We start from the raw sequence: 15,692 nt of genomic DNA, 5'->3' as shown, positions 1-15,692 counted from the left end.
CCCCGAAGCGGATCTTTCCCACCCAGACATGTCCGAAGGCCAGTCGATTTCCGAACGCATCGCCCGCAGCTTGCCCACGCTGACGCCCGCGCATCAGCGCATGGCGCAGTACGTGCTGGACAACCTGTTCCGTGCGGCGACCATGCGCATCGACGAATTCGCGACGGCCGTGAATGTGTCCGTGGCCACGGCCAACCGCTTCGCCCGGGCGCTCGGCTTCGAAGGCTATCCGCAGTTCCGCGCCGAACTCGTGCGCGGCTTCGAGGCCACGCTGGCGCCGGTGGAGCGCCTGCGCGACGAACTGTCCCGTCCGACGACGGTGGCCGAGGTCTTCGCCGCCGCCCTGGACGACGGCGCCCGCAACCTCGAAGCCACGCGCCGCGCGATCGATGCCGAGGCCTGCGAGCGGGCCGTCGATGCCATCCTCGCCGCCGAGCGCGTGTATGTGATGGGCTTTGGCGCAAGCGGCTTCCTGGCTGGGCTGCTCCAGCACGGGCTGGAGATGCACTGCCGCATGGTGACGTCGGTGTCGACGGTGGGCGGCGCGTCGCACGCGGCGCGGCAACTGTTCAAGCTCCAGCCGCAAGACCTGGTCATCGCCATCGCATTTCCGCGATACGTGACGGACAGCATGGTGCTGGCCAAGCGCGTGAAGGCCCATCGCGGCAAGCTGCTGGCGCTGACGGATGGTCCGACCTCGCCGCTGGCGCCGCTGGCAGACATCGCGCTGTATGCCAACGCTGGCAATCGTCTTTCCGCTAATTCCGACGCCACGGTGCTCGCGCTGATCGAGGCGCTGTGCGGTGCCGTGGCCTATCGCTCGGCGCGCTCCGTCAAGGCGGCCGCCGAGATGACCGAATTCCTGCTGCCCTGGCTCTATGACGCACCCGGTGCGGGCCAGCGCGAGCGGGGCGCCTCGAAATCTTCCGAATCTACTGAGTGAAAGCTGTCATGACCCAGGCTGTCATTGCCATCCACGGTGGCGCCGGCACGATTACCCGTGCCGCCATGGATGCCAACCGTGAACGCGAATACACCGCCGCGCTGGAGCAGGTGCTGCTGGCCGGCCAACGTGTGCTGGCCGAGGGCGGCAGCGCGCTGGACGCCGTGACCGAAGCGGTGCGCCTGCTTGAGGACTGCCCGCTGTTCAATGCCGGCAAGGGCGCCGTGCTGACCCACGCCGGGACGTTCGAGCTGGACGCCGCCGTGATGGACGGCGCCACCCGCAACGCCGGCGCCGTGGCCTGCGTGACGCGCGTGCGCAACCCGGTGCTGGCCGCGCGGGCCGTGCTGGAGCACAGCGAACACGTGCTGTTCGCCGCCGACGGCGCCGAGGCGTTTGCCGAGGCGCAGGGGCTCGAACTGGTCGCCCCCGACTACTACTTCACGCAGGCCCGCTACGACCAGTGGCAGCGCGCCCAGGCGAGCACCGGCATGGCCTTGCTCGACCACGACGCGGCCGCGCTGGCAGCGAAGGCGGCTCAGGCGACTCAGGCGACTCAGGTGACTGAGGCCGGCACCGACCCGATCGACCCGGACAAGAAGTTCGGCACGGTGGGCGCGGTAGCTTGCGACGCCCAGGGCAACCTGGCCGCCGCCACCTCCACCGGCGGCGTGACCAACAAGCAGGTGGGCCGCGTGGGCGATACGCCCGTGTTCGGCGCCGGCTGCTATGCCGATGACGTGGCGGCCGTGTCCGCCACTGGCACCGGCGAGATGTTCATCCGCACCGTGGCCGCCTACGATGTGTCCGCGCAGATGCGCTACGCCGGGCTGTCGCTGGAGGAATCGGCGCGCCGCGTGGTGATGGAGAAGCTGGTCGCCATCGAGGGCCGGGGCGGCCTGATTGCCGTGGATCGGCAGGGCAACGTCACGCTGCCGTTCAACACCGAGGGCATGTACCGCGGCGTGGCGCGCGTGGGCGAGCCCGTCAGCGTGCTGATCTACGGCTGATCGTCGTCACGCCGCAGCAACGCCAATTCGAAGCAATTCGAGCAATTCGTAGCACACCGCAGTAGATCGAAGTCGATCGCAGCAATCGCAGCACACCGGACAAGTCGCATGGCCAACACCTCTACGCATCGAAACCTCGTACTTCCGCCTGAACGCGTCGTCGCGGTGGACAACCTCTCCGTCCGCTTCGCCACCTCGGAGCGGACCGTCGAGGCCGTGCGCAACCTCTCTTTCCACGTCGATCGCGGCGAGACGCTGGCCGTGGTGGGCGAGTCCGGCTCGGGCAAGTCGGTCACGTCGCTGGCGCTGATGCGGCTGGTGGAGCATGGCGGCGGCAAGATCGCCAACGGCAGCATGCTGCTGCGCCGGCGCAGCGGCGAGGTGCTGGACCTGGCCCGCGCGCCCGATGCCGCCCTGCGTTCCGTGCGCGGCGCGGACGTGGCGATGATCTTCCAGGAGCCGATGACCTCGCTGAACCCGGTGTTCCCGGTGGGCGAGCAGATCGCCGAATCGATCCGGCTGCATCAGGGCAGGAACAAGGCCGCCGCGCGCGCCGAGGCGCTGCGCATGCTCGAACTCGTACGCATTCCTGAAGCGCGCCGCGTGCTGGACCGCTTCCCGCACCAGCTCTCCGGCGGCATGCGCCAGCGCGTGATGATCGCCATGGCGCTGTCGTGCAAGCCGGCGCTGCTGATTGCCGATGAGCCGACCACGGCGCTGGACGTGACCATCCAGGCTGAGATCCTGCAACTGATCCGCAACCTCCAGGCCGAGATGGACATGGGCGTGGTCTTCATCACCCATGACATGGGCGTGGTGGCCGAGGTGGCCGACCGCGTGCTGGTGATGTATCGGGGCGAGAAGGTCGAGGAGGGCACCTCCGACGAGGTTTTCCACGCGCCGGCCCACCCGTACACGCGCGCGCTGCTTTCCGCCGTGCCGAAGCTCGGGGCCATGACCGGCAAGGACCTGCCGGCCAAGTTCCCGCTGGTGCAGGTGAACGACGTGGCCGCGCCCGAGGCCGAGGTGCCGCAGGACACCGTCCACGCCGGCGCCGAGCCGATCCTGCGCGTGCGCGACCTGGTCACCCGCTTCGATGTGCCCGGTGGCCTGTTCGGGCGGGTCACGCGCCGGGTGCACGCGGTGGAGCAGGTCAGCTTCGACCTGTACCCGGGCGAGACCCTGGCACTGGTGGGTGAATCGGGCTGCGGCAAGTCCACCACGGGCCGCTCGCTGCTGCGGCTGGTGGATGCGCAGAGCGGCACGATCGAGTTCGCCGGCCAGAACATCAGCCAGATGCAGGGCCCGGCGCTGCAGGCACTGCGCCGCAATATCCAGTTCATTTTCCAGGACCCGTTCGCCTCGCTCGACCCGCGCGTGCCGGTGGGCTACTCGATCATGGAGCCGCTGCTGGTGCACAAGGTGGCCAGCGGCCGCGAAGCCGAAGCCCGCGTGGCCTGGCTGCTCGAGAAGGTGGGCCTGACGCCCGCCCATGCCTCGCGTTATCCGCACGAGTTCTCGGGCGGGCAGCGCCAGCGCATCTGCATTGCACGGGCGCTGGCCCTGAACCCCAAGGTGGTGGTTGCCGACGAGTCGGTTTCAGCCCTCGATGTGTCGATTCAGGCGCAAATCGTCAACCTGATGCTCGACCTCCAGCGCGAGCTGGGCGTCGCCTTCCTGTTCATCTCCCACGACATGGCCGTGGTGGAGCGGGTGAGCCACCGCGTGGCCGTGATGTACCTGGGCCAGATCGTCGAGATTGGCCCGCGCCGCGCGATTTTCGAGAATCCGCAGCACCCCTATACGAAGAAGCTGATGTCGGCGGTGCCGATTGCCGATCCGGCGCGCCGCCATGTGAAGCGCGAGCCGCTTTCCGATGAAATCCCCAGCCCGATCCGTGCAGTGGGCGACGAGCCGGTGGTGCAGCCACTGGTGGCGGTGGCCGGCAGCGGCGCGCACGGGCACTACGTGGCCCGGCACCCGGTTGGCGGCGCGTATTAAGTCTTGAGTATTGAGTCTTGAGTCTTGTCATCACGCAGTACCGATGATTTTTTTCCAACAGGAGAAGAGAAATATGTCTACCCGTATGGTTTCGCCGCGCCTGATCGCCGGCGCCGTGGCGATGAGCGCAATTGGCGCGATGGGCATGCTGGGCGCGACCCCGGCGTTCGCGGCCAAGGACGCCGTGATGGCCGTGTACTCGACGTTCACCACGCTCGATCCGTACGATGCCAACGACACGCTGTCGCAGGCAGCCGTGAAGTCGTTCTACCAGGGCCTGTTCGGCTTCGACAAGGACCTGAAGCTGGTCAACGTGCTGGCTGACAGCTACGACGTGACCAAGGACGGCCTGGTCTACACGATCAAGCTCAAGAAGGGCATCAAGTTCCACGACGGCACCACCTTCGACGCCACCGCCGTCAAGGCCAACCTGGACCGCGTGACCGATCCGGCCAACAAGCTCAAGCGCTACACGCTGTTCAACCGCGTGGCCAAGACCGAGGTGGTAGACCCGGCCACGGTCAAGATCACGCTGAAGGAGCAGTTCTCGCCGTTCATCAACGTGCTGGCCCACCCGTCGGCCGTGATGATCAGCCCGACCGCGCTGAAGAAGTACGGCAAGGAAATCGCCTTCCACCCGGTGGGCACCGGCCCGTTCGAGTTCGTCGAATGGAAGCAGACCGACTACCTGAAGGGCAAGAAGTTTGCCGGCTACTGGAAGACGGGCTATCCGAAGATCGACACCATCACCTGGAAGCCGGTGGTGGACAACAACACCCGCTCGGCCGTGATGCAGACCGGCGAGGCGGACTTTGCGTTCAGCATTCCGTTCGAGCAGGCCGCCGTGCTGAAGGCCAGCCCGAAGGTGGACCTGATCGACGGTCCGTCGATCATCCAGCGCTACGTGTCGTTCAACACCCAGGTCAAGCCGTTCAACGACCCGAAGGTGCGCCAGGCCATCAACTACGCCATCAACAAGGACGCGCTGGCCAAGGTGGCTTTTGCCGGCTACGCGGTGCCGGCCCAGGGCGTGGTGCCGCCGGGCGTGGACTTCGCCGAGAAGCTGGGCCCGTGGCCGTATGACCCGGCCAAGGCCCGCGAGCTGCTGAAGGAAGCCGGCTACCCGAACGGCTTCGAGACCACGCTGTGGTCGGCCTACAACCACACCACCGCGCAGAAGGTGATCCAGTTCGTGCAGCAGCAGCTGCAACAGGTGGGCATCAAGGCGCAGGTGCAGGCCCTGGAAGCCGGCCAGCGCGTGGAGCGCGTGGAGTCCGTGCAGAAGCCCGAGGATGCCGGCGTGCGCCTGTACTACGTGGGCTGGTCGTCGTCCACGGGCGAGTCGGACTGGGCGCTGCGCCCGCTGCTGGCCTCGGAATCGATGCCGCCGAAGCTGCTGAACACGGCGTACTACAAGAACGACCAGGTCGATGCGGACATCGCCGGCGCGCTGCGCACGACGGACCGCGCCGAGAAGGCCAGGCTGTACAAGGACGCCCAGGAACGGATCTGGAAGGATGCCCCGTGGGCGTTCCTGATCACGGAGAAGGTGCTGTTCGCACGTTCCAAGCGCCTGAGCGGCGCCTACGTGATGCCTGACGGCTCGTTCAACTTCGACGAGATCGACATCAAGCAGTAAGCGGTTTGCTCCCCGCTCTTGCTTGCGGGAGTGGGGAGTACATCAAGACGGCGCCACCAAGCGCCGCCGAAGTGGTAGCTGTAGTCGCGGTAAGCAGTCCTTACAGTCGTACGCAGTAAGCCGTGTTGGCCGCCCGCCCGAGATGCGGGGGCATGGGCGGGTGGCCCGCGTTCTCAATTCCTGGTAGCCAGATGCTGAATTACTTCCTCAAACGATTCCTGGGCGTGATCCCGACACTGCTGCTCGTGGCAGTGCTGGTGTTCCTGTTCGTCCACATGCTGCCCGGTGACCCGGCGCGGCTGGCCGCCGGCCCGGAGGCCGACATGGCCACCGTCGAGCTGGTGCGCAAGGACCTGGGGCTGGATCGCCCGATGCCCGAGCAGTTCGTGCGCTTCTTCACCAACGCGCTGCAGGGGGAATTCGGCACCTCGCTGCGCACCAAGCGCCCGGTCTCCGAGGAGATTGGCGAGCGCTTCCTGCCCACGCTTTACCTGACGCTTACGTCAATGGTCTGGGCGGTCATCTTCGGCATGGCCATCGGCATTGGCTCGGCCGTGTGGCGCAACAAATGGCCGGACCGGCTCGGCATGACGCTGGCGGTGTCTGGCATCTCGTTCCCGGCCTTCGCGCTCGGCATGCTGCTGATGGAGGTCTTCTCGGTGCAACTGGGCTGGCTGCCGTCGATTGGCGCCGATAGCTGGAAGCACTACATCCTGCCTTCGCTGACGCTGGGCGCCGCCGTGGCCGCCGTGATGGCGCGCTTCACGCGGGCCTCGTTCATCGAGGTGCTGCAGGAAGATTTCGTGCGTACCGCCCGCGCCAAGGGCGTGCGCGAGACCGTGGTGGTCATCAAGCACACGCTGCGCAACGCGATGATCCCGGTCGTGACGATGATGGGCCTGCAGTTCGGCTTCCTGCTGGGCGGCTCCATCCTGGTCGAGAAGGTGTTCAACTGGCCCGGCCTGGGCCGCCTGCTGGTGGACGCCGTGGAAATGCGCGACTACCCGGTCATCCAGGCCGAGGTGCTGCTGTTCTCGCTCGAATTCATCCTGATCAACCTGGTGGTGGACATGCTCTACACCGTGATCAATCCCACCATCCGCTACAAGTAAGAGGCCGGCATGACTGAGCTTTCCACGCCCGCCGCGGCAGCGTCCCCGATTACCGCCCCCGAGGCCGTCCGCACGCCCTGGACCGAGTTCTGGCGCAAGTTCCGCAAGCAGCACCTGGCCCTGGTGGCCGGCGCCTTCGTGCTGATGCTGGTGGTGATTGCGGTGCTGGCGCCGTACATCGTCCCCTACGACCCCGAGAACTTCTTCGACTATGACGCGCTGAACGCCGGCCCGTCCGCCGCCCACTGGATGGGGGTGGACTCGCTGGGCCGCGACATCTTCAGCCGCATCCTGGCCGGCACGCGCATCTCGCTGGCGGCCGGCTTCTTCTCGGTCATCATCGGCGCCATCGTCGGCACCGTGCTGGGCCTGCTGGCGGGCTACTACGAGGGCTGGTGGGACCGCATCGTGACCCGGCTGTCGGACGTGCTGTTCGCGTTCCCCGGCATCCTGCTGGCCATCGGCATCGTGGCCATCCTCGGCAACGGCATGACCAACGTGATCTTCGCCGTGGCGGTGTTCAGCGTGCCGGCGTTTGCGCGGCTGGTGCGCGGCAACACGCTGATGCTCAAGGGGCTGACCTATGTGGAGGCGGCCAGGAGTATCGGGGCGTCCGACTGGACCATCCTGATGCGGCACATTCTGCCGGGCACGGTGTCGTCCATCGTGGTGTATTTCTCGATGCGGATCGGCACGTCGATCATCACGGCCGCCGGGCTGTCCTTCCTGGGCCTCGGCGCCCAGCCGCCCACCCCGGAATGGGGCGCGATGCTCAACGAGGCGCGCGCCGACATGGTCACCGCGCCGCACGTGGCCATCTTCCCGAGCCTGGCCATCTTCCTGACCGTGCTGGCGTTCAACCTGCTCGGCGACGGGCTGCGCGACGCCCTCGATCCGAAGATCGACCGCCGGTGAAACCCGCATGACCGCCAACGCGCCCCCCGTGGTCGGCAACCTGCCGGCTGCCGCCCGCAACGCGATCACCGATGTGCCGGGCGTGAGCGTCGGCCATCGCACGCTGGCGGACGGCGCCTGCCAGACCGGCGTGACCGTGATCCGCCCGCACGCCGGCAACGTCTACACCCACAAGGTGCCGGCGGCGGCCGTGGTGCTCAATGGCTTCGGCAAGAGCATCGGGCTGGTGCAGGTGGAAGAACTCGGCGTGCTGGAGACGCCCATCGCGTTGACCAACACGTTCGGCGTGGGCACCGTGGCACAGGCGCAGATCCGCGCGGCGATTGCGGAGAACCCCGAGATCGGGCGCGGCTGGCCCACGGTCAATCCGCTTGTCTTCGAATGCAATGACGGCTACCTGAACGATATCCAGGCGCTGGCGGTGCAGGAGGCCGACTACGCGCAGGCGCTGGCGGCTGCCGGGGCCGAGGTGGCGCAGGGCGCCGTGGGCGCTGGGCGCGGGATGTCGTCGTTCGGGGTGAAGGGCGGCATCGGGACGGCATCGCGCATGGCCGGCGGGTATACCGTCGGCGCGGTGGTGCTGTCGAACTTCGGCACGGCCGAGTCGCTGATCTATGCGGGCGAAGCCGTGGGCGGCAGGCTGGCGGAGCGTCTGGACCAAGAGAAAGGCCCGGAGAAGGGCTCGATCATCATGGTCGTGGCCACCGATGCGCCGCTCGACGCCCGGCAACTGCGGCGCCTGGCGCTGCGCGCCGGCACGGGCCTCGCGCGTACCGGGTCGGTCTTCGGCCATGGCTCCGGCGACATCGCGCTAGCTTTTTCCACGGCCTACACCGTGCCCCATCTGGCCGATGTGCCGATGCCTGCCGTGCCGATGGTCCACGAATCGCGGCTGGACCCGCTGTTCCGGGCTGCAGCCGACAGCGTGGAGCAGGCCATCGTCCATGCCCTCTGGCACGCCCAGCCGGTGACGGGCCGCGACGGCCACCACCGCGCGGCGTTGCGCGAGTTGCTGCCGGACCTCTCCGAGACCTGATATGAAGATCCTGATTTCCGCCGACATCGAAGGCGTGGCGGGCGTATTCCACGCCGAGCAGACGCGCGCCGGCAACGGCGAATACGAGCGCGCGCGCGCCTGGATGACGGCCGAGGCCAACGCGGCCGTGCAGGGCGCGTTCGCGGGCGGCGCCACCGAAGTGCTGGTCAACGACTCGCACGGCGGCTTCCGCAACCTGCTGCCGGACCAGATCGATCCGCGCGCACAACTGGTGCTCGGCAAGCCGCGCTACCTGAGCATGATGGCCGGCGTGGAGCACGACTGCGACGGCGTGTTCATGATCGGCTATCACAGCCGCGCGCAGGGCCGGGGCGTACTGGCGCACACCATCAACAGCAGCGCCTTCGCGCGGGTCTGGTTCAACGGGCTGGAGCTGGGCGAAGCGGGCATCTACGCCGCGCTGGCCGGCGAGTTCGACGTGCCCGTGCTGCTGGCCAGCGGCGACGACGTATTCATCGCCGAAACCCGGCCGCTGATGCCCTGGGTGCGCTACGTGCAGACCAAGACGGCGGGCGGGCAGGGCAGCGGCACCACGCTGTCACCGGCGGCCGCGCGCGATGCCATCGCCCACGCGGCGGAGGCCGTGACGCGCAACGCCATTGCCCATCCCGAGGCCCGCTGCCTGGAACTGGCCGGCCCGGTCAACTGCCGGCTGCAAACCATGTCCTCCGCCTACGCCGACCTGTTTTGCCAGTGGCCGACCTTCGAGCGCGTGGACGGCGTGACGCTGGCCTTCACGGCGCCCACCGTGCAGGCCGCCGTGCGCATGCTGAACTGCTGCTCGGCCATGGCCTTCATGCTGAAGTAACGATAATTGGTGGCGGCGGGGCGCGCGGTGCGACAATAGCGCCCGTTCCCCGGATTTACCCCTCGTCACCATGAAGCAGGCCCTGCCCGGCGGCTGGATTCCCGTTCGCAAGGATTTCGTCGATCCTGCCGCCACACGCTGCCATGCGCGCAGCGCCAAGGGCGGCCGTCACCACGGCTTTCCCGAGGGCCACGCCTACATCCTGCGCGGGCCGGATGGCCACGAATACCCCTTCGGCGCCGACTGCGCCCGCGCGGCGCTGGCCGAGCCGGCCGGGCTCGACCAGATACCCGACTACACCGAGCGCGACGCTGTGCCGCGCCTCCCCGATTTCACCGACGTGCCCCCGCCGCGCCGCAGCCGCAAGGCCACCGCCGCCGAGCAGGAACTGGCCCGCCGCAACGCCGCCACGCGCTACGTGGTGCTGCGCATGGAGAAGGTGGCCGCCGTGCCGCGCGTGCAGCCCACGGTACGCTTCCCGGCGCTGGAAGACCTCTATCAGCAGATCGCACAGGGCGGGGCGCTCTCCAGCGCACAGGTGACCCGCGTGCTGGCCATCGAACGCAGCGCCGCCACGCCAGCCAAGCTCCGCATGCTGAACCTGCTCGACGTTTACACCGCGCACGTGAAGCTGGAACGCCTGATCGCCGCCTCGAACAACCTCGACAACATCCGCTTCCTGCGCAGCCTCCACGACTGGCTGGCGCGCCACCTCGTGCTATCCACGGCGCAACTCGACGCCGCCGGCATTGTCATGCATCCCCACGCGTTCCGGTCCGCCTGGCCGACTGCGGGTGGGGAGGGGGAGTTGTTCTAGGGGGCGCAGGCGCGGGCCTGCAAATCCCACGATTGAGGGGGGTGCCTCCCTCGTCGGTGGGGGAGGCACGGGGCGGGGGCTCGGACGCCTTGCGACAAGCTGCAATACTCCGCATCGACGGATAACGGCATGCTGCGCATTATCTTTAACCTCATGTCCTGATGTAACTGGCTTGGGGCGTGGGATGCCGGGTATACGCGCATCGTCGTGCGCAGTGCGGCCTGAATTTAATTTCGTTTATTTCTCCCTTAAAAATTCCGAAACTGCATCAAATCGCAACGTTGCACCCCGCCCACGCAGCGGGCATTTTTAGCCGATCGGCTATTTGAGGCAGATCCTGCCTTTGTTATCTTCCGGCCCCGAAAGCCGCTGCGCTCGTCGAGCGTGCGGCGCAGGAAAAGAAAGAAGGGAGTCGGTCGTTGTATCGAGTACGGGGGGTTCTTGCCCGGCTGCCGCGTGGGGCTGCCGGATGGGTCACGGGGCTGAGCCAGTTCGCGCTGGCCGCGCACTGCCTGGCCGCCGGCGTTGTGCCGGACGGTGGCACTGCCACCACAGCCGTCACGGGCGCCGATGGCCGCATCACGGTTGGCGTGGCCGGCGCTGTGGGCGGCGTCTCCACGAATACCTATCGCGAATTCAACGTGCCACGTGCCGGGGTCGATCTCGACAACTCGGCCGCGCGCGCGCGCACGCACCATCCTCAACCAGGTTACCGGCACCAACCCGTCGCTGCTGGAGGGCCAGCTTAGCGTGCTGGGCCCCCGCGCCAACGTGGTGATCGCCAACCCCAACGGCATCAGCGTCAACGGCATGGTGGTGCGGAACATGGGCAACCTGGCGCTGACCACGGGGCAGGTCACGTTCAACGATTTCACGGTCAATGGGCAGTTGCAGCGCAACCTCGTGCTGAACACGCGTCAGGGCGCGATCGACATTGGCCCCGGCGGGCTGTCCGGCACGCTGCTGAACCTGGAGTTGATCGCCAAGCAGCTGCGTATCGCCGGCAAGGTCGAGAACCTGTATGCCGATGCGAACGCACGCGTCCGCGCGATGGTGGGTGACAGCCACGCCGAGATCGACGCCAGCGTTTCCCCCACTGACAACCTGTCGCCCTGGATTGCCTACACCGCCCCGTCCGCCACGCAGGGAAATGGCATCGCGCTCGACATCACGGCTGCCGGCAGCCTGATGGCGGGCCGCATCGAACTGATGGTGACGGACCAGGGCGCTGGCGTACGGCACGCCGGCGCGGCTTACGCAACCGCCGGCGACTTCGTGGTGTCGGGCAGCGGCGACCTGCGGCTGGCATCGGGCCGCATCGAGGCCCATCGCGATGTGGTGGTGGCCAGCGGCGGCTTGCGGGGTACGGGAACCGTGGAGGCGGGGCGGCACGTGTCGGTGGCCTCGGATCGTGTGGAGTTGGCCAACGCTGCGATCCGGGCCGGCATCAAGGGCACCGGGGACATCGTGATTGGCGCCAACGGCCAGCGCCATACCGAGCCGGTAAAGCTGGTCGATACGACATTCGATGCCAGCGGGGGCATCGGCCTCTTCGACGCCGGCACGGTCATGCAATTGACCGGCACGCGTGCCACGGCGGGCGGGCACCTGATCATCGGCGCCCGTGACGCGGCACTCGATGGCGCGGTGCTGACATCCTTGGGCGGGGCCGCCAACATCGACGCCACCGGGCATTTTGCCCTGCGCGACAGCGACATCCTGGCTGCCACCGACATCAGGCTGCACGCCGGATCGATCGGGCTTGAGTCGGCGGCACGCCAGTCCACCGCCGTCGCCCGCAGCGGTGGCGTGCTCGTGCAGGCCGATGGCGACATGGTCAACCTGGGCGCGCTGGTGCAGGGCCAGACGCGCATCCAGGACGCGGATGCGTCACTCGGCGCAGTCACGGTGTTGACTGGAGGCTCGCTCCGCAACGAATCGACGCCAGATTCCCTCGGCATCCTGTTCGGCGTCAACGACGACGTCGTGGTGCGCGCCGGCGGCGACGTCATCAACCGCCATGCGCGGATGCTGTCCAACGCCTGGCTCGAAGTGACCGCTGCCGGCGACCTCGTCAACGAAATCACCAAGACCGATGGCGCCAGCGCCGAGCAGCCCGTCATCGGCGCATCCTCCGGGCGGCGCTGGCTGGTGCTGTCGAAGCGCAGCAATACCTTCGATATCGACTACGGAGCGGTAGACCGCCCGGACCAGGCCGCCTACCTGCTTTCCGAGACCGGCACCACGCTGAGTGGGCGTAATGTGATCAATACCGGAGGCAACATCTACGCCAACAACGGTTCGATCGTCGTCAAGGCGGTCGATACGTTCCGGACCGAAGGCGTCACCAGCGGCGCCGCCCATCTTTCGCGCACGTGCATGATCGTGTGCCGGACTTCGGCCTCCTCGACGACAACCGTCAGCGGTGGCCTGCTGTCCGCCGGCGAGGACATCGACATCACGGCGGGCCGCGTGGCCGAGAATATTGGCGGGCGTGTGCTCGCGGTGGGCGACCTCTCGGTCAACGCGCCGGTAACTTATGCCACGGGCGTTACCGGCTACACGGCGATAGCCCGGGACCGCGGTTTCAAGGTGTTCTTCGGCGACACCTGGGCGCGGCTTTACGCCATGGACGTGGGTGGCAGCTGGATGGCGACGGGCCGCACGCGCCTGAGCGGCGACGCCGTGATCGATGGCGGCAGCCTGGACGGCGAGGTGACGGTGGCCGGGAACACCACGGTGGTGCGGCCCAGGCAGCAGGACCCGGTCAGCATCGAAAGCCATGTGGGGCTGACGTCATGGGCATGGCGCTGAGCACCCGGCACGCAGTGGCATTGGCGGCAGCCTGGACGGCCGCCACGGCAGCCTGGGCGCAGGCGCTGCCGCCGGGCCCCATCGTTCCGGAAGACCCCGCGCAGCGCCTGCTGCGGGAGCAGCGCCAGCGCGACCAGGAGCGCGAGGCCACGCAGCCGCCGGCTCGCATCGACAGTGGTGCCGTAGTGGCGCCCGACGCACGCGTCGAGGATGTAGCGGAGACCTCCGCCACCTTCGACATTGCGCGGATCGACGTGGTGGGCAACACGGTGCAGTCCGATGCCGAAGTCGCGGCCATTACCGCGCCTTTCGTCGGCCGGGCGCTTGGCACGAACCGGATCAACCTGCTGCTGCGCCGCTTTACCGAGGCGTTCGTGGCACGCGGCTTCATCACCACGCGCGCCTACCTTGGCGAGCAGAACCTCGCCAGCGGCGTGCTGGTGGTGACCGTCGTGACGGGGAAGGTGGAAGCCTTCCAGCTCAACGGCCGCACGCTCCGGCCCGGCAGCGCGCCGCTGTTCGATACGGTGGGTGGCGGCTGGGTGACGGATGCGGGTACGGCCTGGCAGTTTCCGGGGCCGGGCGACACCCTGCGCCTGCCCGATCTGGAGCAGGGCGTAGACCAGCTCAACCGCCTGCGCCGCAATCGCGCGGAAATGCAGATCCTGCCGGGCCAGACCCCGGGCGGGTCGGTCGTGGCGCTGACGAATCCGCCCGGCGACCGCTTCCGCTTCAACGCCGGCGTGGACAACTATGGCAGCCGCAGCACGGGCATCGCCCGCACGCGGCTTGGCATGGATGCGGACAACGCGCTGGGGCTGCAGGAATCGTTCTCGGCCAGCTTTGTCGGCACCACCGACACCAATGCCGCCGTGGCTTCGGCGGTGCTGCCATTCGGCTACAACACGTTCAGCTACACGGCATCGCTGTCGGAGTACCAGAACACCATCGGCGATACGGCGCTGCTCTACGGCCGCAGTATCGGCCATACCTTTGGCTGGAACCGCGTGATTACGCGCGGGCAGACCGGCCGGCAGGCGCTCGACTTGACCCTGACGTGGCGCAAGAGCGAGCGCGATATCAACAACCTGCAACTCGATCCGCAACGGCTGACCGTGCTGCGCGCCGGCTGGAACGGCCTGTGGCGCTTTGCTGCCAATGGCATGCAGGGCTATGTGACGGCCGATGCCGGGTACTCGCGTGGCCTGACCTCACTGCACGCCACGCGCGATCCGTCCGATATCCGCCAAGACGAGGCGCACGCCCAGTTCAACAAGCTCGATGCCAGCACCACGCTGCAATTGCCGCTCCCGCCGGTAGCCGGCGGCGCGGTGCTGGCGTGGCGCGCCCAGCTCACGGGCCAATGGACCAACGTTGCGCTGTTCGGCTCGGAGCAGATCTACGCCGGGGGCATGAGCACCGTGCGCGGCTTCCGGGAGGGCGTGATTGCCGGGGATCGCGGCGCCTATCTGCGCAACGAACTGGCCTGGGCCAATGCGCCCGTCGTGGCCGGCATCCGCATCGAACCCTATCTCTTTCTCGACGGCGGCGAGGCCCAGTACGTGGCCACCCGCCAGTGGCAAGCCGTGGCTGGCGCCGGGGCCGGCGTTCGGCTGTCGGCCCAGTGGGCCGGCCAGACGCTAAGCGGCGAACTGCTGGCGGGCGCGCCACTGGCCCAACCCGCGAACCTCGGCCCCAAGCGGACCGTCTTGCTGGCCACGCTGAACTGGATCTACTAGGAACCCAAACCATGCAACCGATTCTCTCCCGCCTCGCTGCCGGCGCCGTCCTGGCACTCGGCCTTCATGTTGCCTACGCCGCAACGGTCAATGGCGTGACGATCTCCGACGCCGCCATCGTCGAGGCGACAAAAGCGGCTGGCCTGCCAGACACGCCCCAGTCGCGCGAGGTGATCAAGCAGCAATTGATCGCGCGCGAGCTATTTCGGCAGGAGGCCAGCAAGGACAAGGCGCTGGAAGCTCGCCCGGAGGTGCAGACCCAGTTACGGGAAGCCCGCAACCAGATCCTGACGCAGGCATGGCTCAAGGATCGGATCAAGCCCGAGCCGGTGACCGATGCGCAGGTCCGCGCGCGGTACGACGCCATCGTGGCGTCGCTGGGTGCCATGGAGTACAAGGCGCGCGTGATCGAGCTGGCCGACGACGCGGCGGCCGACAAGGCGCTTGCCCGGATCAAGGCCGGCGAGGACTTCGCCAAGGTCGCCCAGGACGTGAGCCTGGCGCCCACCCGCGCCGGCGGCGGGGCGCTGGACTGGGTCAGCTTCAAGGTGCCCGCGCAGGAAGGCCGTACGCAAAGCCTGCCGCTGCCGCTTGCCGAAGCCATTTCCACGCTCCCGGCGGGCGGGGTGAGCCCGAGCCCGGTCACCTGGAACGCCCGCCGCTATCTCGTCAAGGTGGACGCCTTGCGTCCGACGCAGGTGCCGTCGTATGACGCGGCGGCACCGGGCATCCGGCAGGCCCTGCAGGCGCAGGCGCTCGAACGCGCCACGGTGGCCCTGGTCACCGGCCTGCTGACCAAGGCAAAGATCACCCAGTGACCTGCCGCCATCGTCAGTA

Annotated in this window: 13 protein-coding genes; all 13 read left to right on the top strand. The window is 67.9% G+C overall.

Annotated features, from left to right (window positions below; translation table 11 throughout):
* Positions 1–28 precede the first annotated feature (28 nt).
* Positions 29–943, top strand: coding sequence for a MurR/RpiR family transcriptional regulator (locus tag AB4120_RS22580; RefSeq protein ID WP_441642867.1), 915 nt, complete (start codon positions 29–31; stop codon positions 941–943).
* A gap of 8 nt (positions 944–951) precedes the next feature.
* Positions 952–1,953, top strand: a complete 1,002-nt coding sequence (locus tag AB4120_RS22575) for an isoaspartyl peptidase/L-asparaginase family protein (RefSeq protein ID WP_441642866.1) — start codon at positions 952–954, stop codon at positions 1,951–1,953.
* Between the two features lie 108 nt (positions 1,954–2,061).
* The gene (locus AB4120_RS22570) at positions 2,062–3,954 is read left to right on the top strand and encodes a dipeptide ABC transporter ATP-binding protein (RefSeq protein ID WP_149135814.1); all 1,893 of its coding nucleotides are present in this window, start codon (positions 2,062–2,064) and stop codon (positions 3,952–3,954) included.
* 73 nt (positions 3,955–4,027) lie between these two features.
* Entirely contained in the window at positions 4,028–5,593 is a 1,566-nt protein-coding gene (gene gsiB / locus AB4120_RS22565) for a glutathione ABC transporter substrate-binding protein GsiB (protein ID WP_144203490.1), read from the top strand.
* A 191-nt stretch (positions 5,594–5,784) separates the two neighbouring features.
* Positions 5,785–6,705, top strand: a complete 921-nt coding sequence (gsiC, locus tag AB4120_RS22560) for a glutathione ABC transporter permease GsiC (RefSeq protein WP_149135815.1) — start codon at positions 5,785–5,787, stop codon at positions 6,703–6,705.
* A gap of 9 nt (positions 6,706–6,714) precedes the next feature.
* A complete protein-coding gene (gene gsiD, locus AB4120_RS22555) occupies positions 6,715–7,620 on the top strand; it encodes a glutathione ABC transporter permease GsiD (RefSeq protein ID WP_144203488.1) in 906 nt (301 codons plus the stop codon).
* A gap of 7 nt (positions 7,621–7,627) precedes the next feature.
* Positions 7,628–8,656, top strand: coding sequence for a DmpA family aminopeptidase (locus AB4120_RS22550; protein ID WP_441642865.1), 1,029 nt, complete (start codon positions 7,628–7,630; stop codon positions 8,654–8,656).
* Between the two features lies 1 nt (position 8,657).
* Complete coding sequence (locus AB4120_RS22545; RefSeq protein WP_149135817.1) at positions 8,658–9,485, top strand: M55 family metallopeptidase; 828 nt, start codon at positions 8,658–8,660, stop codon at positions 9,483–9,485.
* A gap of 70 nt (positions 9,486–9,555) precedes the next feature.
* Positions 9,556–10,302 carry a hypothetical protein gene (locus AB4120_RS22540; RefSeq protein ID WP_441642864.1) on the top strand — a complete coding sequence of 249 codons (747 nt, stop codon included), beginning with the start codon at positions 9,556–9,558 and terminating at the stop codon, positions 10,300–10,302.
* A gap of 419 nt (positions 10,303–10,721) precedes the next feature.
* Positions 10,722–11,051, top strand: a complete 330-nt coding sequence (locus AB4120_RS22535) for a hypothetical protein (protein WP_262389581.1) — start codon at positions 10,722–10,724, stop codon at positions 11,049–11,051.
* Positions 10,951–13,116, top strand: coding sequence for a filamentous hemagglutinin N-terminal domain-containing protein (locus AB4120_RS22530; protein ID WP_441642863.1), 2,166 nt, complete (start codon positions 10,951–10,953; stop codon positions 13,114–13,116). The genes AB4120_RS22535 and AB4120_RS22530 overlap by 101 nt, the downstream gene beginning before the upstream one ends.
* Positions 13,107–14,855, top strand: coding sequence for a ShlB/FhaC/HecB family hemolysin secretion/activation protein (locus tag AB4120_RS22525; protein WP_441642862.1), 1,749 nt, complete (start codon positions 13,107–13,109; stop codon positions 14,853–14,855). The genes AB4120_RS22530 and AB4120_RS22525 overlap by 10 nt, the downstream gene beginning before the upstream one ends.
* An 11-nt stretch (positions 14,856–14,866) precedes the next feature.
* Positions 14,867–15,673 carry a peptidyl-prolyl cis-trans isomerase gene (locus AB4120_RS22520; protein WP_441642861.1) on the top strand — a complete coding sequence of 269 codons (807 nt, stop codon included), beginning with the start codon at positions 14,867–14,869 and terminating at the stop codon, positions 15,671–15,673.
* The last annotated feature ends 19 nt before the right edge of the window (positions 15,674–15,692 follow it).

This window comes from Cupriavidus sp. 2KB_3 (assembly GCF_052115685.1).
Taxonomy (GTDB): Bacteria; Pseudomonadota; Gammaproteobacteria; order Burkholderiales; family Burkholderiaceae; genus Cupriavidus; species Cupriavidus campinensis.
This window is presented reverse-complemented; position numbering and strand designations above follow the sequence as displayed.

Bases quoted from the DNA above. Each gene is read 5' to 3' on its own strand.
- AB4120_RS22580 (WP_441642867.1), top strand. From the start codon at position 29: ATGTCCGAAGGCCAGTCGATTTCCGAACGCATCGCCCGCAGCTTGCCC.
- AB4120_RS22575 (WP_441642866.1), top strand. From the start codon at position 952: ATGACCCAGGCTGTCATTGCCATCCACGGTGGCGCCGGCACGATTACC.
- AB4120_RS22570 (WP_149135814.1), top strand. From the start codon at position 2,062: ATGGCCAACACCTCTACGCATCGAAACCTCGTACTTCCGCCTGAACGC.
- gsiB (WP_144203490.1), top strand. From the start codon at position 4,028: ATGTCTACCCGTATGGTTTCGCCGCGCCTGATCGCCGGCGCCGTGGCG.
- gsiC (WP_149135815.1), top strand. From the start codon at position 5,785: ATGCTGAATTACTTCCTCAAACGATTCCTGGGCGTGATCCCGACACTG.
- gsiD (WP_144203488.1), top strand. From the start codon at position 6,715: ATGACTGAGCTTTCCACGCCCGCCGCGGCAGCGTCCCCGATTACCGCC.
- AB4120_RS22550 (WP_441642865.1), top strand. From the start codon at position 7,628: ATGACCGCCAACGCGCCCCCCGTGGTCGGCAACCTGCCGGCTGCCGCC.
- AB4120_RS22545 (WP_149135817.1), top strand. From the start codon at position 8,658: ATGAAGATCCTGATTTCCGCCGACATCGAAGGCGTGGCGGGCGTATTC.
- AB4120_RS22540 (WP_441642864.1), top strand. From the start codon at position 9,556: ATGAAGCAGGCCCTGCCCGGCGGCTGGATTCCCGTTCGCAAGGATTTC.
- AB4120_RS22525 (WP_441642862.1), top strand. From the start codon at position 13,107: ATGGCGCTGAGCACCCGGCACGCAGTGGCATTGGCGGCAGCCTGGACG.
- AB4120_RS22520 (WP_441642861.1), top strand. From the start codon at position 14,867: ATGCAACCGATTCTCTCCCGCCTCGCTGCCGGCGCCGTCCTGGCACTC.